A 20,614-nucleotide genomic window follows, 5' to 3' on the forward strand; every position below is an offset into this window, starting at 1 on the left:
GGCTTTCCCGTTCGACGGGAAAGCCCCTTTCTTTTTCGAAGTTCTCGAATTGCTTGACCGGGTGGTAACGGGACGTTCATAGTGCTGGTGAATCCCTCACCAGTGGAGGACCTCCCTCATGCGCAATGGCGTGCGTTTCCTCGTGGTTTCCTTGACCGTGGCTGCGTCTGTGGCCGCCTCGGCCGGTGTCGCTTCGGCGGCGACCTGGTCGTCCACGGACAAATGGGCGACCTGGTCCAACGGCGGTTACACCGTCCGCAACGACGTCTGGGGCAGCGGTGCCGGCCCGCAGACCATCTGGGCGAATTCGTATTCCAACTGGGGTGTCTGGTCGAATCAGCCGAACACCGGCGGCGTGAAGTCGTACCCGCATTCGGCGAAGAACGTCGGCAAGAAGCTGAGCGCGCTCGGGAAGGTGTCCAGCAGTTTCAACGTCACCCGCCCGGGTGGTGGCGCCTACGAGACGGCGTACGACATCTGGGCGGACAACAACGCCTACGAGACGATGCTGTGGCTGAACAAGCAGGGCGCGGTCGGCCCGCTCGGCAGCAAGCAGACCACCGTTTCCGTCGGCGGCCACACCTGGGACGTCTACAAAGGGTCGAACGGCTCGAACGCGGTGTTCTCGTTCGTCCGGACGTCGAACACCGACGCGGGCACGGTCGACGTCCTGGCGGTCCTGAACTGGATCCGCGCCCGCGGCTGGTTCGGCGACGTGACGCTCGGCGAAGTCCAGTTCGGCTTCGAGATCACCTCGTCCGCCGGGGGACTGGACTTCGCCGCGAACAGCTACTCCGTCACCGCGTCCTGACCTACTGGGTGCAGCGCTTGCCGGTGTTGATGCAGTTGACCACCTGGTTCATCAGCCGCTGGCCCATGACGTTGGCGAAGTCGTCGTGGTCCGATCGGGGGTTGTGGCTCTCCTGCGGGAAGGCGTCCACTTTGTACTGACCCTTCACCTGGATGTCGTGCGGGATGTCGTAGACCAGCTTGATGACCAGCTGCGGCACGTTCTTGAAGCCCTGCGGGCACTTGCCCCGCTGGTCGGCGAACACGATGTGCGTGCGGTGGTTGGCGCTGTCGATGTTCTTGCCGTCCCAGCAGTTCGGGAAGGCGTGGATCCGTTCGACCCGGCTGCCCTGCGGGCAGATCGGGTAGTGGTCGGTGAGCCGGTCCTCGAAGCCCGTGCACGTCCAGCTGGGCCGGGCGTTGGCCGGGCCGTTGGTGCTCTGCTTGGCGTCGCCGTAGAGGATGCGGAGGAACTGCGGCATCGCGACGACCTTGTTCGCGCCGCCGCTGGTGAACGTGATCGTCGCCGAGCGGACGCGCTGGATCTCGCCGTCGTTGCCGGCCACTTCGTTCTGGTCGTTGACGCCGGGGAGCTCGCCCGCCTGGCCGGTGCCGTTCTGGCCGCCGTTGTCGAGCCCGCCCTGGCCGTTCTGCTTGAGCACGCAGGCCGCGAGCCCGCCGAGGTCGGTGGGTTTCGTGGCGCGGCGGCCGATCGCGATGGCGATCCGGTCGATCGTGGCCGCGCGCTTGTCCTTGAGCGGGCCGACGACGGCGTTCTGGACGTCCTGCGGCGTCTTCAGGTCGCCCTTCGCGATCCGGGCGTTCGCCTCGTCGATCTGCTTGTCGAGCAGGTCGAGGTTGCGGTTCACCTCGTCCATGGCCTGGTCCGGGACATCGGGGAGCTTGCTCGCGACGTCGGGGCAGTCGACCTGGGTGCTCGCCTTGTCCTTCGCGCTGCCGGCGCGGTCGGGCTGGGTCGCGGGCGGGTTTTCGTCCTCTTCGCCGGTGTCGATGCGCACGACCGGCCAGAAGTAGGCGGACTTGTCGCCGTTCTTGCACGTGGTCCCGGCCTTGGCCAGGCTCTTGTTGTTCGAATCGGCGTTCGTCGACAGGTTGCCGACGTAGTCGTGCAGGTGCTGCGCGCCGTTCTTGATGCCCGGCTGGGCGATGAAGTTGTCCGGGTTGAAGTGCTGGTTCTCGTTGCGCCCGCAGTCCACGGTGAACGTGCCACGCGCGCCCTTCTGCTGCTGCGCCTTGTTCACGTTAACACCACTCGGCACCTTGGCGATGTCGAGAAAGAACGACGCGTCCGCGGGGTCGGCGCTTGCTTCGCCGGTGCGCCCGGCCGTCGTCGCGACGACGATGCCGCCGACCGCGAGCGCGAGGGCGAGGCCGCCGGTCGCGATCTTGGTGCGGCGGGTGATGCGATGTCTGCCCGTGGCGGGGGAAGTTTTCCGGGGCATGGTCACCTTCTTCGGTTTTTCCGGGCACGACTGGGAAAGCTGCGTGCCCGAGGGGAGACGCGCGGAACCCGGGGGAGTGCCACCGCGGGCGCGGGAATCGGGGAACCGCGCCCGGTGTCACTGGTTCCGGCACTGGCTGAAACGGCCCCGGAAGCGGGCCGGTTCAGCGCGTTATCGTTTCGTTATTTATGGAAAGTGAAGGAAGTTCACGTCTACTCGTGTGATCGTTAACATCCAGGCCATGACCGAGGACGACGCGGGTCCCAGAGGTTCCCTCCCCACGCGGCGCCGGGGCACCCTCGGCGTGATCGCCACCGGGACCGCCGCGTCCGGGCCCGTCCTGAACGGTCTGCGCGCCGCCGCGCGCGAGCACGGGTACGCCCTCGTCGTCTTCGGCGTCCCGGGCCGCGGTCGGTCCGCGGTGCCGGCCGCGGTGGCCGGCCTGCTGCTGCAGGGCGTGTCGGGCATCGTGGTGCTCGACCCGCACCTGGTCGCCGAACTGCCCCCGGTCGCCGGTGTCCCGCTGATCCCGGCCGCGTCGGCCGACCAGTACGAAGGCGCCCGGCGGGCCACCGAGCACCTGCTCGAGCTCGGCCACCCGACGGTGTGGCACCTGGGCGGCCCCGAAGACGGCCCGATCGCCCGCGCCCGCGAGCGGGGCTGGCGCGAAACCCTCGAGCACCACGGCGCGGACGTCCCCCCGGTGGTCCGCGGCGACTGGTCCGCCCGGTCCGGCTACCGAGCCGGTCAGTCGCTGGCGGTCGAGCCGGGGGTGGGCGCGGTGTTCTCGGCCAACGACCACATGGCACTGGGCCTGCTGTCGGCGTTCCGGGAAACGGGAATGCGAGTCCCCCGCGACGCCCACGTGGTCGGCTTCGACGACGTCCCCGAGGCGGCGTACTTCGAACCCCCGCTGACGACGGTCCGCCAGGACTTCGAGGCGGCGGGCCGCCAGACGCTGGCAGCGCTCGCGGCCCGCATCGACGGCGTCCCGGCGCCTCGTGAGTCGGTGGAGGTCGAACTGGTGGTGCGGGAGAGCAGCCGCTGCCTGCGCGCGGGTTAGGACCGCGCGGGCCGGTCGCGCCGCCACCGCCTCCGCGCGTTCGAGACACGACGGGGGCGGCGGCTTTCCGGCGCCGGCTAGAGCGTGAGGCGGTCGCCGAGTTCGCGGATGTGGGTGGTCGTCCCGCAGTCGAGGTCGAGCTGGCGGCGGCGTTCCGCGACGAACGCGCGCCCGAGGCCCGTGCGGTCCGAAGTGGACATCGTGCGGCGCAGGTCGTTCAGCAGCCCGCGTTCCTCGCCACGCACGTGCGCGTCGATCACGTTCTCCAAGCGCAGCAACGCTTTCTCGAAATCCTCCGCTTCGAGAACCGCGAGAAGCTCGTCGGCGAAGGCGGTGCCCGGCGCGGAAGGACGGACGATCCGCTCGGTCGCCGTCGCGTGGGCGACCAGCAGGGCCGCCAGCTCCGCCACCAGCGCCGGCCGGTCGGCCTCGGTGTTGCGCAGGTCGCGCAGCAACTGCTCGAACCGGCGGTGGTCGGCCAGCAGCACCTCGACCAGGTCGGACCCCGGCGCCGCGGCGGCCGGGCCCGGGCGCATCCAGCCGAACGTCAGCTCCACCGCCTGGCGCCAGTGGCCGTACTCGGTGTCGCGGCGGGCCGGGTCCATCGCCGGCAGCCACTGCCCGGCCCGGTGCCAGTTGCGGCGCAGCCCTTCCAGGTCCGGCCAGTACCCGACGGACAGCCCGGCCGCGTAGGCCGCGCCGAGTGACACCGTCTCCGCGACCATCGGGCGGACCACCGGCACGTCGAGGACGTCGGCGATGAACTGCATCAGCAGGTTGTCGGCGGTCATCCCGCCGTCGACCTTCAGCGTCTTCAGGGCCAGGCCCGAGTCGGCGTTCATCGCGTCGACGACCTCGCGGGTCTGCCAGCCGGTCGCCTCCAGCACCGCCCGCGCCAGGTGGCCCTTGGTGATGTACGACGTCAGCCCGGCGATCACGCCCCGCGCCTCGCTGTGCCAGTGCGGGGCGAACAGCCCGGAGAACGCGGGGACGATGTAGCAGCCGCCGTTGTCCTCGACGGTCCGGGCGAGGGTCTCGATCTCGGGCGCGCTGCCGATCAGTTCCAGGCCGTCGCGGAACCACTGCACCAGCGACCCGGTGACGGCGATCGACCCTTCGAGCGCGTACACGGCCGGCTCGTCGCCGATCTTGAACCCGACCGTCGTGAGCATGCCGTGGGTGGAGAGCACCGGCGTCGGGCCGGTGTTGAGCAGCAGGAAACTGCCGGTCCCGTACGTGCACTTCGCCTCGCCGGGCGCGAAGCACGTCTGGCCGAACAGCGCGGCCTGCTGGTCGCCGAGCGCCGCCGCGATCCGGATGCCGGGGACGACCCTGCTGGTCGTGCCGTAGACCTCGGTGGAGGAGCGGATCTCCGGCAGCATCGCGCGCGGGACGTCGAAGAAGTCGAGCAGCTCGTCGTCCCAGTTGAGCGTGCGCAGGTTCATCAGCATGGTGCGCGAGGCGTTGGTGACGTCGGTGACGTGCACGCCGCCCTCGGCGCCGCCGGTGAGGTTCCAGATCAGCCAGGACTCGATGGTGCCGAAGAGGACGTCACCGCGTTCGGCGCGTTCGCGCAGGCCGGGGGTGCGTTCGAGCAGCCAGCGCACGCGCGGCGCGGAGAAGTAGGTGGCCAGCGGCAGGCCGCACAGCTGCCGGACGCGGTCGGCGCCGGGCTCGCGCGCGAGCTGTTCGAGCATGGCGTCGGTGCGGGTGTCCTGCCAGACGATCGCCCGCCCGACGGGGTTGCCGGTGTGCCGGTCCCACAGCACGGTGGTCTCGCGCTGGTTGGCGATCCCGAGCCCGACGACCTGCTCGGCGGTGGCACCGGCGTCGGCCAGCGCCTGCGGCACGATCCGGGCGAGGTTCCGCCAGATCTCGACGGCGTCGTGTTCGACCCAGCCGGGCCGGGGGAAGTGCTGCTGGTGCTCGCGCTGGACGACCGAGACGAGCCGGCCGCGCGCGTCGAACAGGATGCACCGGGTCGAGGTGGTGCCCTGGTCGATGGACATCACGTACCGCTGGACCACGTGCTCACCTCCATCGGATCGGGAAGGCTTGGTGCCGGCCGCGCGGGGTGGCCGAGCGAGGCGCGGGCGGTCGGTGCGGTGGGCGCAGGCGCCGCACGGGGGGTGCCGTCATCGTGGGGCCGGCCAGTGAGCCGCCGGGGCGTGGAACCGGCTGCGGCGCGGAGGCGCCTTCGCGGGCGCGCCGTGGGTACTTCACGCTCGCCACCTCCTTCACCATCGGGACGCGCCCAGATCCCGCGACACCGCGCGCGCCGCGTCGCGGACGTGGGTCAGCAGCCGCGGGATCGGGGTGCCGTCCGGTTCGCACACCCGGTCCGCCGGTCCCGACACGCCGATCGCGCCGACCACGATGCCGCCGTGACCGCGGATCGGCGCCGCGATCCCGGCCTCGCCGGAGATCATTTCGCTGTTCTCCGACGCCCAGCCGGCCTCGCGCACCTTCGCACACGCCCGTTTGATCGCCGTCTGGGTGACCAGGGTGCGGCGAGTGTACGGCTCGAGGTCGGCTTTCAACGTCGTGTCGTAGGCCAGCAGGACTTTCCCCAGCGCGCTCGCGTGCAGCGGCAGCAGCGTGCCGACGTCGAGGCTCTGCAGGCTGTCGTCGGGCCGGAACACGTGGTGCACCACCAGCACCCGGCCTTCCAGCGGCGCGCCGATCCGGACCGCCTCGCCGCTGCGGGCGGCCAGCGCGTCCGCCCAGTTGATCGCCCGGGACCGCAGCTCGTTGACGTCGAGGTAGCTCGTGCCCAGGTGCAGCAGCGCCGCGCCGAGCTGGTACTTGCCCGTGTCGCGGTCCTGCTCGACGAACCCGACGCCCTGCAGCGTGCGCAGGATCCCGTGCGCGGTGCCCTTCGCCAGCTCCAGCGATTCGGCGATCTCTCCGACGCCCAGCCGGCCCGAGCCGCGCGCCAGCAACCGCAGGATCGCGGCGGCGCGCTCGATGGACTGGATCGGACCGGGCACGCCGCCAACCTAACCCGACCGGCCCCGATTCGACAATGTCGAACATCCACTTCGGTCGTTCGACAATGCCGACCGGCGTCCGTTGACCCCTCCGCAACCCGAACTTAACTTTCACTCACCAGGGGGAAGAGCGGTCCTTTGTGGAGGAAGCAATGGTGCGAAACCTCAAGGCCCACGGGCTCGTCGGCGAGATGGCCGCCGAGTTCGTGGGGACGATGATCCTCATCCTGTTCGGGTGCGGAGTGGTGGCGCAGGTCGTCGCCGCGGGCATCGGGGACCACGACAGCATCGCCTGGGCCTGGGGTCTCGGCGTCACGCTCGGTGTCTACGTCGCTTCGCGGATCAGCGGCGCGCACCTGAACCCGGCCGTGACCGTCGCGCTCGCGGTCTTCAAGGGCTTCGAATGGCGCAAGGTCGCCCCCTACGCCCTGGCCCAGACGGCCGGCGCGTTCCTCGCCGCGCTGCTGGTGCGCTGGAACTACACCGAGGTGCTCAACGCCAAGGACCCCGGCCTCACGATCAAGACCCAGGGCGTCTTCTCCACCCTGCCGGGTAACGGCACGCTCCCGGTGGGTGACTGGGGCGCCTTCCGCGACCAGATCATCGGCACCGCGATCCTCGTCCTGGTGATCTTCGCCATCACCGACCTCCGCAACACCTCGCCGGGCGCGAACCTCGCCCCGGTCGTCGTCGGCTTCCTCGTCGTCGCCATCGGCATGGCCTGGGGCACCGACGCCGGCTACGCGATCAACCCCGCCCGCGACTTCGGCCCCCGGTTCGCGTCCTGGCTCACCGGCTACGACACGGCGTGGTCCGACCAGTACGGCTTCCCCTACTGGTGGATCCCGATCGTGGCACCGGTCATCGGCGCGGTGATCGGCGGCGGGATCTACAAGTACCTGATCGAGCGCCACCTGCCCGCCGGGGAACCGCTGGACGCCATGCCCGCCAAGGACTTCGAGCCCGCCAACTGAGTGAGGAGCACGCCCATGCCGGACTACGTCGGCGCGGTTGACCAAGGCACCACCAGCACCCGCTTCATGATCTTCGACCACGGCGGCAACGAGATCGCCCGCCACCAGCTCGAGCACGAGCAGATCCTGCCCAAGCCGGGCTGGGTCGAGCACGACGCCACCGAGATCTGGGAACGCACGCGCTCGGTCATCGCGACCGCGCTCAACAAGGCCAACCTGACGCACGCCGATCTGGCCGCGCTCGGCATCACCAACCAGCGCGAGACCACCGTCGTGTGGAACCGCCGCACCGGCCGTCCCTACTACAACGCGATCGTCTGGCAGGACACCCGCACCGACCGGATCGCCTCCGCGCTGGAGCGCGAGGGCAAGGGCGACGTCATCCGCCGCAAGGCCGGCCTCCCGCCCGCGACGTACTTCTCCGGCGGCAAGCTGCAGTGGATTCTCGAGAACGTCGACGGCGTGCGCGAGGACGCCGAGAAGGGCGACGCCCTCTTCGGCACCACCGACTCGTGGCTCATCTGGAACCTCACCGGCGGCCCGGACGGCGGCGTGCACGTCACCGACCCGACCAACGCCTCCCGCACCATGCTGATGGACCTCGAAACCCTCGACTGGGACGACGAGCTGCTGTCGTTCTTCGACGTCCCGAAGCAGATGCTGCCGGCGATCCGGCCGTCGTCGAACCCGGGCCGCTTCGGCACCACCCGCGCCGACGGCCCGCTCGGCGGCGAGGTCGCGCTCACCGGCGTCCTCGGCGACCAGCAGGCGGCCACCGTCGGGCAGGTCTGCTTCCGGCCTGGCGAAGCCAAGAACACCTACGGCACCGGCAACTTCCTGCTGCTCAACACCGGCCACGAGCTGGTCCGCTCGAAGCACGGCCTGCTCACGACGCTGTGCTACCAGTTCGGCGACGACAAGCCCGTCTACGCCCTGGAAGGCTCGATCGCCGTCACCGGTTCGGCCGTGCAGTGGCTGCGCGACCAGCTGGGCATCATCAGCGGCGCGGCGCAGAGCGAAAGCCTGGCCCGCCAGGTCGAGGACAACGGCGGCGTCTACTTCGTCCCGGCGTTCTCCGGCCTGTTCGCGCCCTACTGGCGCTCGGACGCCCGCGGCGCGATCGTCGGGCTCACCCGCGCCACGACCAACGCTCATCTCGCGCGGGCCACGCTGGAGGCGATCTGCTACCAGACCCGCGACGTCGTCGAGGCGATGCAGAACGACTCGGGCGTCACCCTGGACGTGCTGCGGGTGGACGGTGGCGTCACCGCCAACGAGCTGTGCATGCAGCTGCAGGCGGACATCCTCGGCGTGCCGGTGTCGAAGCCGGTCGTCGCGGAGACCACCGCGCTCGGGGCCGCCTACGCGGCCGGGCTGGCCGTCGGCTTCTGGAAGTCCACCGACGAGCTCGAGCAGAACTGGAACGAGGACAAGCGCTGGGCGCCGTCGTGGACCGACGAGCAGCGGGCCGAAGGCTACGCGGGCTGGCAGAAGGCCGTCGGCCGCACGCTCGACTGGGTCGACGTGGACTGAGGCCCTGAGATGAGGAGGAACACCGTGACCGCACTGTCCCCGTCCTACCGCGCGGACGCCCTGCGGAAACTGGCGCGCGAGGAGGTCGACGTCCTGGTCGTCGGCGGGGGAGTGACCGGGGCGGGCGTGGCGCTCGACGCCGCGTCACGCGGGCTCTCGACCGCGCTGGTCGAGGCCCGCGACTTCGCCGCCGGTACGTCCAGCCGGTCGTCCAAGCTGATCCACGGCGGCCTGCGCTACCTGGAGCAGCTCGACTTCAAGCTGGTGCGCGAAGCGCTCAAGGAACGCGGGCTGCTGCTGCAGAAGCTGGCCCCGCACCTGGTGCGGCCGGTCAAGTTCCTGGTGCCGCTGCAGCACCGGGTGTGGGAGCGCGGGTACATCGGTGCCGGCGTCACGCTGTACGACACGCTCGGCGGCGCCCGCGCGCTGCCGCGGCACCGGCACCTGTCCAGGCGGGGCGCCTTCAAGGCGGCCCCGGCGCTCGCGGACGACGCGCTGGTCGGGGCGATCCAGTACTACGACGCCCAGGTCGACGACGCCCGTCACACGATGACCATCGCGCGGACCGCGGCGGAGCAGGGTGCTTCGGTGCTGACGCGGGCTCGTGTGACGTCGCTGCTGCGCGACGGCGAGCGGGTCGTCGGGGCGAAGGTCGTCGACCGCGAGAGCGGCATCGAGTTCGAGATCCGCGCTCGCACCGTGGTCGCCGCGACCGGTGTCTGGAGCGACGACATGGCGGCGGCGGCCGGGATCCCCGCGCCGTTCACCGTGCGGGCGTCGAAGGGCATCCACCTGGTGGTGCCGCGGGAGAAGATCGACCTCGACACCGGGCTGATCCTGCGCACCGAGAAGAGCGTGCTGTTCGTGATCCCGTGGGGCCGCCACTGGATCGTCGGCACGACCGACACCGAGTGGGACCTCGACCGCGAGCACCCGGCGGCGAGCCGCGCGGACGTCGACTACGTGCTGGAGCACCTCAACAAGGTGCTCCGGACGCCGGTGACGCACGAGGACATCGAGGGCGTCTACGCGGGTCTTCGTCCGCTGCTCGCGGCGAAGGCGGCGGCGACGACGAAGCTGTCGCGGGAGCACGCGGTGGCGCACCCGGTGCCGGGCCTGGTGATCGTGGCCGGCGGCAAGTACACGACGTACCGGGTGATGGCCGCGGACGCGGTCGACGTGGTGGTCGAGGAGCTCGGCCGCCCGGCGCCGCCGTCGTGGACCGACCGGCTCCCGATCGCCGGGGCCGAGGGGTACCACGAACTGTGGGCCGACCGCGGTTCGGTCGCTTCCCGGACCGGGCTGCCGCTGCCGCGCGTCGAGCACCTGCTGCAGCGGTACGGCACGCGGATCTGGAACCTCCTTTCGCTGGTCGAGGAGGACCCTTCGCTCGGGGAACCGATCACGGAGACCTCGGAGTACCTGCGCGTGGAGGCCGTCTACGCGGTTTCCCACGAGGGTGCGCTGCACCTGGAGGACGTGCTGACCCGGCGGACGCGGATCTCGATCGAGGAACGCGACCGCGGGGTGGCGGCGGCCCCGGTCGTCGCCGGGCTGATCGCCCCGGTGCTGGGCTGGGACGCGCACCGGGCCGACCGGGAGGTCGCGAACTACCTGGCCCGGGTCGAGGCGGAGCGCTCGGCGCAGGAGGCACCGGACGACGCGGCGGCGAACGCCACCCGCCTCGCGGCCCCGGCGCTGCTGCCGAGCTGATCCGGCGTGCTCACCGAGCCGGGACGCACCCCAGCTCGGTGAGCACGTACCGCGCGTTGGCCGAGATGACCGGGTTGGTGTGCCGGTAGTACGGCAGCTGGATCACCGCCATCGAGAGCGCCCGGCCGCGGCCGCGTGCCCAGGTGGCGTCATCGGCGTCGACGTCCTCGCGGAAAGCGTGCCGGGTCTCGGCGGTGAGCAGGTTCCAGGCCGGGATCAGGTCGATCGCCGGGTCGCCGAGGCCCGCGGTCGCCCAGTCGAGGACGCCGCTCAGCCGGCCGTCGCGCAGCAGGAGGTTGCTCGGCATCAGGTCGCCGTGCAGCCAGCACGGCGGCTCGGTCCACGGTGGAGCGTCGAGCGCTTCGGCCCACACCGCGAGCGCGGCCTCCGGGTCGAACGGCTCGCCGGTACGGCTCAGCTCGTCGATCGCCTCGCGGGTGGCCGGATCCACTGTGGACAGCGGCCGCCCGCGGCGGGCCGGGGGACCCGCCGCCCGGTTCGCCCGGACCGCGAGGACGAACTCCGCCAGGCCGGTGGCGGCGCGGCCTTCGCGTGCCGGTGAGCCGTCGAGCCAGCCGTGCACCGCCCACGGCCACGGATATCCCTCGGCCGGTTCGCCCACGGCGACGACAGCGGGGACCGCGACCGGCAGCTCACCCAGGGCACCGAGAACCCGGCGTTCCTTCGCGATGTCGCCGGCACCGCCCTCGGTGAGCGGAAGCCGGACGGTCAGCTCGTCCCCGAGGCGGTACACGGCGTTGACCGTGCCGCCCGACGCCAGGGGAGTGACCGGGAGGTCCGCCCACCGCGGGAACTGCCCGCGCACCAGCCGCCGGACCAGCGTCGTGTCGACGGTGTGCTCGTCGGCGTGCATCCGGCCCATGTGATCACCGAACCACGCACGTCAACGGGGTTTCCGTGACTCGGCACACCCCCGGATTGCACGACGATGCATAGGCGTGCATAATCATTCGCATGTCCAAGGTGCTCACTTCTCTGCCCGTCGGCGAGCGTGTCGGTATCGCCTTCTCCGGTGGCCTCGACACTTCCGTAGCGGTCGCGTGGATGCGCGACAAAGGCGCGGTCCCCTGCACCTACACCGCCGACATCGGCCAGTACGACGAGCCCGACATCGAGTCGGTGCCCGGCCGGGCCGGGCAGTACGGCGCCGAGCTCGCGCGGCTCGTCGACTGCAAGGAAGCCCTCGTCGAAGAGGGGCTCGCGGCGCTGACCTGCGGGGCGTTCCACATCCGCTCCGGCGGCCGCGGCTACTTCAACACCACCCCGCTCGGCCGCGCGGTCACCGGCACGCTGCTCGTGCGCGCCATGCTCGAGGACGACGTCCAGATCTGGGGCGACGGCTCCACCTACAAGGGCAACGACATCGAGCGGTTCTACCGCTACGGCCTGCTGGCCAACCCCTCCCTGCGCGTCTACAAGCCGTGGCTCGACGCGGACTTCGTCACCGAGCTCGGCGGCCGCAAGGAGATGTCCGAGTGGCTGCTCGCGCACGACCTGCCCTACCGCGACAGCACCGAGAAGGCCTACTCGACCGACGCCAACATCTGGGGCGCCACGCACGAGGCCAAGTCCCTCGAGCACCTGGACACCGGGATCGAGATCGTCAAGCCGATCATGGGCGTGGCGTTCTGGGACCCCGAGGTCGAGATCCCCGCCGAAGACGTCACGATCGGCTTCGAGCAGGGCCGGCCGGTGACGATCAACGGCAAGGAGTTCGCCTCCGCCGTCGACCTCGTCCTCGAAGCCAACGCCATCGGCGGCCGGCACGGCCTCGGCATGTCCGACCAGATCGAGAACCGGATCATCGAGGCCAAGAGCCGCGGCATCTACGAGGCCCCCGGCATGGCGCTGCTGCACGCCGCCTACGAGCGGCTCGTCAACGCCATCCACAACGAGGACACCCTCGCCAGCTACCACAACGAAGGCCGCCGCCTCGGCCGGCTGATGTACGAAGGCCGCTGGCTCGACCCCCAGGCGATGATGCTGCGCGAGTCGCTGCAGCGCTGGGTCGGCACCGCGATCACCGGCGAGGTGACGCTGCGGCTGCGGCGCGGCGAGGACTACTCGATCCTCGACACGACCGGCCCGGCGTTCAGCTACCACCCGGACAAGCTGTCGATGGAGCGCACCGAGGACTCGGCGTTCGGCCCGGTGGACCGGATCGGCCAGCTGACCATGCGCAACCTCGACATCGCCGACTCGCGGGCGAAGCTGGAGCAGTACGCCAGCCTCGGCATGGTCGGCGGCTCGAACCCGAAGCTGATCGGCGCCGCCCAGGCCGCGTCGACCGGGCTCATCGGCGCGATGCCCGAGGGCGGCGCCGAAGTGATCGCCTCGCGCGGCAAGACCGACGACGTCGAGCTGCTCGACAGCGCCGCGATGGAGTTCGGCACGGACTGATCGCCCACGACCCGAAGGCGGCACTTTCACGTGAAAGTGCCGCCTTCGGCGCGTTCAGGGGACGAGCACGACCTTGCCGGTCACCGTGCCGGATTCGGCCAGTGCCAGGGCTTTCCCGGCTTCGGTGAGCGGGATCCGGGCGGCGACCTGCGGCTTGAGGTCCCCCTTCGCCGCCAGCGCGAAGACGGCCGTGAGGTCTTCGGCGAGCCGCGCGCGGAAGCGGGCGAGGTTCCGCTTGCCGCCCCAGACGTTGTAGAAGTGCGCGCGACGGCGGTTCGGCAGGAGGTTCCACCACAGCAGCCGCGCGAAAAGCTTGAGCACCGGCAGCCGCGAGTTGCCCGTCTCGTCCTTGGTGGACGCGCTGCCGTAGGCGAGCAAGGCACCGCCGGGCGCGAGCAGCCGGAAGGAGTCGACGATGCCGGGCCCGCCGACGTGGTCGAAGACGGCGTCGACGCCCCGGGGAGCCAGCTTGCGGACCTGGACCGGGACGTCGCCGCGGTAGTCCAGCGCCGTGGCGCCGAGCGCGGTGACGACGTCGAGGTTGCGGGCCGACGCCGTGCCGATCACCGTGATCCCGGCCGCGCGGGCGAGCTGGACGAGCGTGCTGCCGACGCCGCCGCTCGCGCCGTGGACCAGGATCGTCCCGCCGGTTTTCACCTTCGCCCACCGGTGCAGCATCTGGTACGCCGTGATGCCGTTGACCACGAAGGTTTCGGCCTCGGCCGCGTCGAGTTCTTCGGGGACGGGCACCAGGTCGGCCTCCGGGAGGACGACGTGGCTGCTCCACCCGCCGACCTTGGTCATGGCGGCCACGCGACGCCCGGCCAGGGCGCGGTCTCCGGCTTCGACCACCGTGCCGACCACGTCGTAGCCAGGCACGAACGGGAACGGCGGCTGGTCGTAGTACTTGCCCCGCCGCATCTGCTGCTCGGCGAAGGAGATCCCGCTCGCCTCGACGCGGAGCAGCGCTTCGCCGGCGCCCAGGGGCGGCAGCTCACGGTGTTCGACGCGCAGGCCGTCCGGCTCGACGAGGCCGGGGAGGACGATCTCGGTGATGTTCACGGTGGTTCCTTCCAGAGGTGAGTGACTGGTCAATCACTCGACGGGCACGAAAAAAAGGGCTGGGTAGCGCTCAGTTCTTGCCGGGGTGGCGGATGCCGGCGGCGAGGAGCGCGGCCCACTCGCCGGCGTGCTCGTCGAGGTCGAGGGTGGCGATGAGGTGGCAGAGCTGCCCGTAGGCGATGAACCGCTGCACCTGCTCGCCCTCGGCGCCGGAGCGCGTCAGGGCGAACTCGGTCACCTTCGCCAGCCCGCGGCGCACGGCGTCGGCGATCTCGGGGGTGTCGGCGGCGGACTGGGCGTGCACCTGCAGCATCAGCAGGTTCCGGTCGGCGATGAGTTCGGCGTAGGCGCCGCCCATCTCGTAGAGGATCTTGCCGGGGTCTTCGCCGTCGGCGCGGGCGGCGCCGTTGGAGAGGGCGTGCGTGACGAGTTCGTAGCACCGGTCGAGCGCGGCGACGAAGAGGGAAACCTTGCCGGGGAACAACTTGAAGACGTAGGCGGGGGAGATGTCGGCCCGGTCGGCCACCGCGCTGATCGGCGTCCCGTGGAACCCGCCCCGCGCGAACTCGGCGATGGCGGCGTCGACGACGACATCCCGCCGGGCGTCGGAGGTGGAGAGGGTGGCACCGCGTTTCGTCATGTGAGTGACTGTACACTCACTCTCGTGGCCGTGTCCAGTTCCGGGCGGCGTCCGGCTTCGGTCAGAACCGCCCGCGAGGCCCCCGGGCTCGATATACCTGCTGGGGTGGGCAGGCGGCCCACGCCGGCTCGGGGAGGAACCGATGAAGTTTTCCAAGAGGCTCGTGGCCGCGTTCTTCACTTCGGTGGCGGCGGCGGGGATCGTGCTCGCGGGCGCGCCTGCGGCCTCGGCCGCGAAGCCGTTCTGCGACGTGAACCTGGGCAGTGGCGCGGAAACGTGCTTCGCCACCGCGGACGGTCTCCGCGGCTACGAGGCCGCGGCGGCACTCGCTCCGGTGGTCACCGTCTTCAAGAGCGTCAGCTACCTGGGGGACCAGGGGTTCTTCAACTACACCAACGTCTACAACCGCACCACGTGCACCGCGGCGGACAGTCCGCACGAAGCCTCGGACGGCGACCTGCGGGACGCCTTCTACCAGAACACCGGCGCGCTGATGGATCGTTCGATCAGTTCGATCTACATCCGGCCGGGGTCGGGTTGCCGCGTCCGGGTGTTCGACGGCATCGGCTTCACCGGTTCCTCGAAGCTCGTCACCGACAACGCGGTCCACGGTTGTGACGACATCCGCTACTGCTTCCCCGAGGACTGGAGCAACCGCATCCGCTCGCTCTGGATCAGCTGAACGCGCGCGCCCGTCGGGTCCACAGTGGACTCGACGGGCGCGCCACGCCTCAGACGCCCGCGGTGGACGAGATCCAGTCCCGGTACTCGGTGATGTTGATGTACGCCGTGTACGACTGGCGGTCGCTCGTCGAGGCCACGCCCACCTGCTTGCCGTTCGCGTACATCGGGCCGCCCGAGTCGCCGCCCGCCGTGATGCCGTCGCCGCGGTTCGCGCAGACCGACACCCCTGCCGCGCCGTCCGGGCAGTCGATCGACGTCACGCTCACCTTCGCCACCTTCAGCAGCTGGGACTGGCACTCGATCTCGGGCTTGTCCGTGCACGTCGCGCCCCAGCCGTACACCTCGGCCTGGTCGCCCACCTTCACGTCGCCCTCGCTGCCCAGCGGTGCGTAGTCCGTCTGCACCTGCTGGTCGATCTGGACCAGCGCGAGGTCGGAGTCCGGCGCCTCGTGCACCGACGTGGCGTTGACCGTCGTGCCCTTCGTCTGGTCGAGGTCGCCCACGTGGAAGCTGATCGGCTGGCCGCCCGCGCCCTGCGTGCAGTGGCGGGCGGTCAGGATCCAGTCCGGCGCGATGATCGTCGCCGAGCAGATCTCCTGGCCACCGGCGAACATCCGGGCCGCGGAGTGGAGCGAGTCGGCGTTGCTCCCGTCGATGATGGCCGGCTGGGCCGCCGGCGACGGCGCTGCCGCCGCGAGGGCCGAGAACAAGACGCCGGAGACGACTACGCCGGTTCGCGCGATACGCACTTTAGGATCAACCTCCTGCCGCGGACCGAGGCCTCGCGGTGACGTGTGGTGAAGGACACGCCTACCGTCACCGGTGTGGGTGAATCTCCGAAACCCGCCGATAGTCGGTTGATCCACAACGCGACTTTCGTCGTGCGCCGTCCGGCGGAACCGGTGACATGTCCTGGTCCGCTGTCCCGAATGTGCGCGAATCCCGCACGAGGTGCGGCGACACCCGGTTACAGTCCGGCCACTGGGTGCCGCCTGGGGGCGGCCGCGGGAACGGGGTGCGCGATGGGGCCTGAAGTGCGGTTTCACCTGCTCGGACCGCTGACCGTGACGGCCGGCGGCCGGCCGGTGCCGCTCGGCGGGCGGAAGCAGCGGGTGCTGCTGGCCCACCTCCTGCTCAACGCGAACCGGACCGTCGCGCCGGGGCAGCTCGTCGACACGATCTGGCCCGGTGAGCCGCCGACGTCCGCCACCGCCAACCTGCAGACCTACGTGTGGCGCCTGCGCCGGCTGCTGCCCGAGGGTGCCGCCCTGCGCACGCAGGGCCCGGGCTACTCGCTGGTCGTCGACCCCGGCGACGTCGACGTGCACCGGTTCGCCCGGCTCGTCGCCGACGCCGCGCGGGCCGACGTGCCCGAGACGGCGGTGAAGCTGCTCGCCGAGGCGGAGTCGCTGTGGCGCGGCGATCCCCTGGAAGACCTGCCGACGGCGCCGGCGTGGGACGCCGAACTCGGGCGGCTCGTCGAGAACCGGCTGGCCGCCGTCGAGGAACGGCTCGCGCTGCAGGTGCGCCTCGGCCGGCACGACGCGGCGATCGCCGAGCTCACCGTCCTGCTGGCCGAACACCCGTACCGCGAACGGCTCTGGCGGCAGTACCTGCTCGCGCTGACCGGCGCGGGCCGCCGGGCCGAAGCGCTCCAGGCGTACTCGACGGCCCGCGAGCGCCTGGTCACCGACCTCGGTGTCGAACCCGGGGCGGACCTGCGGGCCGTGCAGACGGCGATCCTCGCTGACGAACCGGTGGCGCCACCGGTTCCCCCGCCGCTGCGCCAGCTTCCCGCCGACCTGCCCGACTTCACCGGCCGCACGGAGTACGTCCGGGAGCTGACCGACGCGCTGGGGCCGGCGCCGGTCGTGCTGACCGGCGCACCGGGGACCGGCAAGACGGCGCTGGCGATGCACGTCGCCCACCGCCTCGCCGGCCGTTTTCCCGACGGGCAGCTGTACGTCGACCTCGCGGGCACCGGCGCCCCGCGCGACCCGGCCGAGGTGCTCGCCGACTTCCTGCACGCCTTGGGCGTCACCGGGAACACCGTCCCGGCCGGGCTCGGCCAGCGGGCCGCGGTGTTCCGCTCCCGCCTGGCCGGCCGGCGGGTGCTGCTGGTGCTCGACGACGCCGCGACGGCCGCGCAGGTCCGCCCCCTGCTGCCCGGGGACGCCGGGTGCGCCGTGCTGGTGACCACCCGCGGGCGGCTGCCGGAGCTGGCCGGCGCGAAGCACGTCGAACTGCCGGTGTTCGGCGAGCGCGAAGCCCTCGACCTGCTGGCCGGCGTGGCGGGCGGCGACCGGGTCGTCGGCGAACCGGCCGAGGCGGCGGCGATCGTGCGCTGCTGCGGCTACCTGCCGCTGGCGATCCGCGTCGCGGGCGCGCGGCTGGCCGGGCGGCAGGCGTGGAGCCTGCGGACGCTGCACGAGCGGCTGGCCGACGAGTCGAGCCGGCTCAACGAGCTGCGCGTCGGCGACCTCGGCGTCCGGGCGAGCTTCGAGCTGAGCCTGCGCCAGCTGCCCGCGCCCGCGCGGACGGCGTTCTGCCGCTCCGCGGTGCTGGGCGCGCAGGACTTCCCGAGCTGGGTCCTCGACGCGCTCCTCGATCGCGCGGACGCGCACGAGGTGCTCGACGTGCTCGTCGACGCGAACCTCGTCGCGTTGGTGGGGCGGGATTCCCGGGACCGGCCGCGGTACCGGCTGCACGACCTCCTGCGCTGCCACGCGGCGGAACTGCTGTCCGCGCAACCGATCGCGGTGCGCCGGGACGCGCTCGCCCGGGTGCTGACGGTCCTGCTGGCGCTGGCGAAGTCCGCGGCGGCGAGCCTGCCCCCGGCGTTCGGCGCGATGACCGGGCCGCCGGTCGGGCCGCCGGTGCCGCCGGCCGGGCCCGCCGATCCGCTGGGCTGGTTCACGGCCGAACGCAAGCTGCTGGCGGCCGCGGTCCAGCTGGCCGCGGACGCGGGTCTCGACGAGCTGGCCTGGCAGCTGACGGCGACGGCGGTCCCGTTCTACGACCTGCGCGGCGCGTACGACGACTGGCGCCGAAGCCACCTGACGGCGCTGGCCGCGGTCGAGGCGGCGGGCAACCGCCTCGGCGCGGCCGTGCTGCACCGCGGGCTCGGCCAGGTCCGCCTGTACCACGACGAATACGCGGACGCGGTCCGCGACATGGAGCACTCGGCGTCGCTGTTCGCCGCATTGGGCGACGTGCGCGGGGAAGCCCTCGCGGTGGCGGGCCTGGGCACGGTGGCGCGCGTCCGCGACCGGCCGCGGGACGCGCTCGAGTTCTACCGCAAGGCCCTCGCCGGGCTGGAGCGGGCGGGCGACCGCCGGGGCGTCGCCCAGCTGCGGACCTCCTTGGGCACGACGTACGCGTTGCTGGGGGCGTTCGAAGAAGCGGATTCCTGGCTGCGGCAGGCCCGTGACCTGGCCCGGGAGATCGAGGACCCGCACCGCGAGGCGAAGGTGCTGACCGAGCTGGGGACGCTGCACCGGGAGCGGGGCCGGCTGCCGGAGTCGCTGACGTGCCTGCGGTCGGCGCTGGGCATCCTCGAGGACCTCGACGACGAGCGGTGCAGCGCGTACGCGTTGCTCGGCATCGGCCAGACGCTGCTGGCGGCCGGCGAGCGGACCCAGGCGCGCGGGGTGTGCGACCGCGCGTTGCGGGTGTTCCGGGAGACCGGGAACCGGCAGGGGGAGACGACGGGCTTGGAGCTGCTGGAGCAGGTCCGGCGGCGGCTGACCCCGGCCCGCACGTGAGCGCGGCCGGCCGGGTGCGCTGCTCCCGCGCCCGGCCCCCGCGCCGCGATCAGTTGCTGTTGCCCGGCTTCCAGCCCAGGTAGTTCGCGAAGTAGCCCTGCCGCGCGTGGCCGATCGCGCCGTTGACGCTCGTCGCCCACACGCCGCCGCTGCCGTCGGCGATGCCGACGTGGCCGTACGCCGAGATGTTCCAGAACACGAACGCGCCCCTCGGCGGGGTGCCGGTCGTGTGGCGGGCGCCGTCGGAGGAACGCCAGTGCTCGATCGCGCTCGCGTGGTGCGTCGTGCGGTTCCACGACAGCCGCGCGGCCTTCTCGCAATAGCCCTGGTACGCCGTGCTGCCGTTGCGGCTCGAATACCACGCGATCGCCTGCGCGGCGGTGCGGGCGGCGGCCAGGGCGGCCGGCGAATCGACGATCACCGCGCCCGGGTCGGCGATGTCGGCGGCGGTCACCTCCGCGTAGACGTCGGCCGGGGCGGCCGAGGCGACGGACGCGCCGCCGAAGAGCAGGGCGGCGGCGAGCGTGGCCGCCGGGTAGATCGTGCGCATGACTTCTCCCTCGGGGAACGGGGTTCCGACGCCGACGACCCTGCGCGCGCCCCCTACACCGGCACTACACCCGCGCGCTCGCGGTGCTGACGTGGGTGAGTGCGCGGGACCGGAAAATTGTCACCCCGGAAAACGCGCGTGACAAAAAACAAAGCCGTTCCCGCCGAAGCGCGTGACAAATTACGCAGCCACGGAAAAGCGCATTGGCCGGTTGGGAAGTTTCCGCCTAGCATCCGAAAGGCCGTTCGACGACGAAAGGACCAGACATGACGGAAACCCTCGTGCGGAAAAAGCGGTTCCGGGGAATCGGGCTGGCCGCGCTCCTGGCGTGCGCGGTGGCCGTGGTTTCCGCGGGACCGGCCGCGGCGGCCGAGAAATCGCTCACCTACAAGGGCGGCTTTCCGCTGATCGGCGACCAGCAGGTCACCGTCGTGGTCAAGGCGGACATCCCCGCCACCGCCACCGCGGGCACCCCCGTTTCGGTGCCGTTCAGCCTGGACGTCGACGCCGGGCAGGCGGCCGGCGACGGCCTGCGCCTGGTCGGGGCCACGAAGGTCTCGGGCAGCATCAAGTCCCAGGTGAACGTCGCGATCGGCGGCCAGTCGGTCGCCATCCCGATCGAGCTGCCCATTCCGGAGACGCCCGTTCCCGCCGAAGGCAGCCTGAAGTTCACCGCCCAGGGCCAGGTCGACTTCACCGTTCCCGCCGGCACCCCGGCCGGGGAGGCCACGAGCAGCGTCGACGCCGCGGCGACCACCCACGTCGTCACCGACAGCGGGCTCGGCGAGTTCGACGTCGCGCTGACCCTCGACCCGCCGGACCAGGACGCCACCCTCGGCACGACGACGGTGAGCTGACCTCCCGCGGCACCGTCCCGGCCCGCCGGAATCCGCCCGGCGGGCCGGAGTCGATGCCGGAATCCGGCACCCGGGAAATGCCGGGATCCGCCGGAAACCGTTCCCTCCCAA

At 71.6% G+C, this 20,614-nt stretch carries 17 protein-coding genes; 9 read left to right on the top strand and 8 right to left on the bottom strand.

All coding sequences use genetic code 11. The annotated features are described in order from the left end of the window. Window positions 1–118 precede the first annotated feature (118 nt). Window positions 119–811 carry a glycoside hydrolase family 12 protein gene (locus tag BLV96_RS03885; RefSeq protein WP_086682074.1) on the top strand — a complete coding sequence of 231 codons (693 nt, stop codon included), beginning with the start codon at window positions 119–121 and terminating at the stop codon, window positions 809–811. Between the two features lies 1 nt (window position 812). Here the strand turns inward: BLV96_RS03885 and BLV96_RS03890 are convergent, their stop codons facing one another. Next, window positions 813–2,252, bottom strand: coding sequence for a DUF1996 domain-containing protein (locus BLV96_RS03890; RefSeq protein ID WP_086682071.1), 1,440 nt, complete (start codon window positions 2,250–2,252; stop codon window positions 813–815). 241 nt (window positions 2,253–2,493) lie between these two features. Here BLV96_RS03890 and BLV96_RS03895 point away from each other — a divergent pair, with 241 nt between their 5' ends. Next, window positions 2,494–3,315: a substrate-binding domain-containing protein gene (locus BLV96_RS03895; RefSeq protein WP_086682112.1), complete on the top strand. Its 822-nt coding sequence runs from the start codon at window positions 2,494–2,496 to the stop codon at window positions 3,313–3,315. Window positions 3,316–3,392: 77 nt separating this feature from the next. Here BLV96_RS03895 and glpK (BLV96_RS03900) read toward each other — a convergent pair whose 3' ends face one another. Together glpK (BLV96_RS03900) and BLV96_RS03905 are read right to left on the bottom strand one after the other, a co-directional pair. Beyond that, the gene (glpK, locus tag BLV96_RS03900; protein ID WP_086682068.1) at window positions 3,393–5,342 is read right to left on the bottom strand and encodes a glycerol kinase GlpK; all 1,950 of its coding nucleotides are present in this window, start codon (window positions 5,340–5,342) and stop codon (window positions 3,393–3,395) included. A gap of 210 nt (window positions 5,343–5,552) precedes the next feature. Next, window positions 5,553–6,305: an IclR family transcriptional regulator gene (locus BLV96_RS03905; protein ID WP_086682065.1), complete on the bottom strand. Its 753-nt coding sequence runs from the start codon at window positions 6,303–6,305 to the stop codon at window positions 5,553–5,555. 152 nt (window positions 6,306–6,457) lie between these two features. On the opposite strand from BLV96_RS03905, the gene BLV96_RS03910 reads away from it, so the two are divergent. The 3 genes from BLV96_RS03910 to glpD are packed head-to-tail and all read left to right on the top strand — an operon-like array spanning window position 6,458 to window position 10,525. Further along, the gene (locus BLV96_RS03910; protein ID WP_086682062.1) at window positions 6,458–7,279 is read left to right on the top strand and encodes an MIP/aquaporin family protein; all 822 of its coding nucleotides are present in this window, start codon (window positions 6,458–6,460) and stop codon (window positions 7,277–7,279) included. A gap of 15 nt (window positions 7,280–7,294) precedes the next feature. Continuing rightward, window positions 7,295–8,812 (top strand): glycerol kinase GlpK, encoded by a 1,518-nt coding sequence (gene glpK / locus BLV96_RS03915; RefSeq protein ID WP_086682059.1) that lies wholly within the window; start codon window positions 7,295–7,297, stop codon window positions 8,810–8,812. A gap of 9 nt (window positions 8,813–8,821) precedes the next feature. Then, window positions 8,822–10,525 (top strand): glycerol-3-phosphate dehydrogenase, encoded by a 1,704-nt coding sequence (glpD, locus tag BLV96_RS03920; RefSeq protein WP_208608127.1) that lies wholly within the window; start codon window positions 8,822–8,824, stop codon window positions 10,523–10,525. A 10-nt stretch (window positions 10,526–10,535) separates the two neighbouring features. Here the strand turns inward: glpD and BLV96_RS03925 are convergent, their stop codons facing one another. Then, entirely contained in the window at window positions 10,536–11,408 is an 873-nt protein-coding gene (locus tag BLV96_RS03925) for an aminoglycoside phosphotransferase family protein (protein WP_086682054.1), read from the bottom strand. Between the two features lie 92 nt (window positions 11,409–11,500). Between BLV96_RS03925 and argG the strand changes: the two genes are divergently transcribed. After that, window positions 11,501–12,946, top strand: coding sequence for an argininosuccinate synthase (argG, locus tag BLV96_RS03930; protein WP_086682051.1), 1,446 nt, complete (start codon window positions 11,501–11,503; stop codon window positions 12,944–12,946). A gap of 54 nt (window positions 12,947–13,000) precedes the next feature. Here the strand turns inward: argG and BLV96_RS03935 are convergent, their stop codons facing one another. Together BLV96_RS03935 and BLV96_RS03940 are read right to left on the bottom strand one after the other, a co-directional pair. Next, window positions 13,001–14,008 (bottom strand): medium chain dehydrogenase/reductase family protein, encoded by a 1,008-nt coding sequence (locus BLV96_RS03935; protein WP_086682048.1) that lies wholly within the window; start codon window positions 14,006–14,008, stop codon window positions 13,001–13,003. Window positions 14,009–14,078: 70 nt separating this feature from the next. Further along, the gene (locus BLV96_RS03940; RefSeq protein ID WP_086682045.1) at window positions 14,079–14,648 is read right to left on the bottom strand and encodes a TetR/AcrR family transcriptional regulator; all 570 of its coding nucleotides are present in this window, start codon (window positions 14,646–14,648) and stop codon (window positions 14,079–14,081) included. A gap of 142 nt (window positions 14,649–14,790) precedes the next feature. Between BLV96_RS03940 and BLV96_RS03945 the strand changes: the two genes are divergently transcribed. Continuing rightward, window positions 14,791–15,330, top strand: coding sequence for a hypothetical protein (locus BLV96_RS03945; RefSeq protein WP_086682042.1), 540 nt, complete (start codon window positions 14,791–14,793; stop codon window positions 15,328–15,330). 49 nt (window positions 15,331–15,379) lie between these two features. Here the strand turns inward: BLV96_RS03945 and BLV96_RS03950 are convergent, their stop codons facing one another. Further along, complete coding sequence (locus BLV96_RS03950; RefSeq protein WP_086682039.1) at window positions 15,380–16,081, bottom strand: S1 family peptidase; 702 nt, start codon at window positions 16,079–16,081, stop codon at window positions 15,380–15,382. Between the two features lie 273 nt (window positions 16,082–16,354). Between BLV96_RS03950 and BLV96_RS03955 the strand changes: the two genes are divergently transcribed. Then, window positions 16,355–19,096, top strand: coding sequence for an AfsR/SARP family transcriptional regulator (locus tag BLV96_RS03955; RefSeq protein WP_244180031.1), 2,742 nt, complete (start codon window positions 16,355–16,357; stop codon window positions 19,094–19,096). A 49-nt stretch (window positions 19,097–19,145) separates the two neighbouring features. On the opposite strand, the gene BLV96_RS03960 is transcribed toward BLV96_RS03955, so the two are convergent. After that, entirely contained in the window at window positions 19,146–19,646 is a 501-nt protein-coding gene (locus BLV96_RS03960) for a hypothetical protein (protein ID WP_086679986.1), read from the bottom strand. A 266-nt stretch (window positions 19,647–19,912) separates the two neighbouring features. Here BLV96_RS03960 and BLV96_RS03965 point away from each other — a divergent pair, with 266 nt between their 5' ends. After that, window positions 19,913–20,503 (top strand): DUF6801 domain-containing protein, encoded by a 591-nt coding sequence (locus BLV96_RS03965; RefSeq protein WP_086679984.1) that lies wholly within the window; start codon window positions 19,913–19,915, stop codon window positions 20,501–20,503. The last annotated feature ends 111 nt before the right edge of the window (window positions 20,504–20,614 follow it).

This window comes from Amycolatopsis pretoriensis (genome assembly GCF_900107925.1).
Lineage (GTDB): Bacteria > Actinomycetota > Actinomycetes > Mycobacteriales > Pseudonocardiaceae > Amycolatopsis > Amycolatopsis pretoriensis.

Bases quoted from the DNA above. Each gene is read 5' to 3' on its own strand.
- glpD (WP_208608127.1), top strand. From the start codon at position 8,822: ATGAGGAGGAACACCGTGACCGCACTGTCCCCGTCCTACCGCGCGGAC.
- BLV96_RS03910 (WP_086682062.1), top strand. From the start codon at position 6,458: ATGGTGCGAAACCTCAAGGCCCACGGGCTCGTCGGCGAGATGGCCGCC.
- BLV96_RS03945 (WP_086682042.1), top strand. From the start codon at position 14,791: ATGAAGTTTTCCAAGAGGCTCGTGGCCGCGTTCTTCACTTCGGTGGCG.
- BLV96_RS03965 (WP_086679984.1), top strand. From the start codon at position 19,913: ATGACGGAAACCCTCGTGCGGAAAAAGCGGTTCCGGGGAATCGGGCTG.
- BLV96_RS03890 (WP_086682071.1), bottom strand. From the start codon at position 2,252: ATGCCCCGGAAAACTTCCCCCGCCACGGGCAGACATCGCATCACCCGC.
- BLV96_RS03960 (WP_086679986.1), bottom strand. From the start codon at position 19,646: ATGCGCACGATCTACCCGGCGGCCACGCTCGCCGCCGCCCTGCTCTTC.
- BLV96_RS03885 (WP_086682074.1), top strand. From the start codon at position 119: ATGCGCAATGGCGTGCGTTTCCTCGTGGTTTCCTTGACCGTGGCTGCG.
- BLV96_RS03940 (WP_086682045.1), bottom strand. From the start codon at position 14,648: ATGACGAAACGCGGTGCCACCCTCTCCACCTCCGACGCCCGGCGGGAT.
- argG (WP_086682051.1), top strand. From the start codon at position 11,501: ATGTCCAAGGTGCTCACTTCTCTGCCCGTCGGCGAGCGTGTCGGTATC.
- BLV96_RS03955 (WP_244180031.1), top strand. From the start codon at position 16,355: ATGGGGCCTGAAGTGCGGTTTCACCTGCTCGGACCGCTGACCGTGACG.
- glpK (WP_086682059.1), top strand. From the start codon at position 7,295: ATGCCGGACTACGTCGGCGCGGTTGACCAAGGCACCACCAGCACCCGC.
- BLV96_RS03895 (WP_086682112.1), top strand. From the start codon at position 2,494: ATGACCGAGGACGACGCGGGTCCCAGAGGTTCCCTCCCCACGCGGCGC.
- BLV96_RS03925 (WP_086682054.1), bottom strand. From the start codon at position 11,408: ATGGGCCGGATGCACGCCGACGAGCACACCGTCGACACGACGCTGGTC.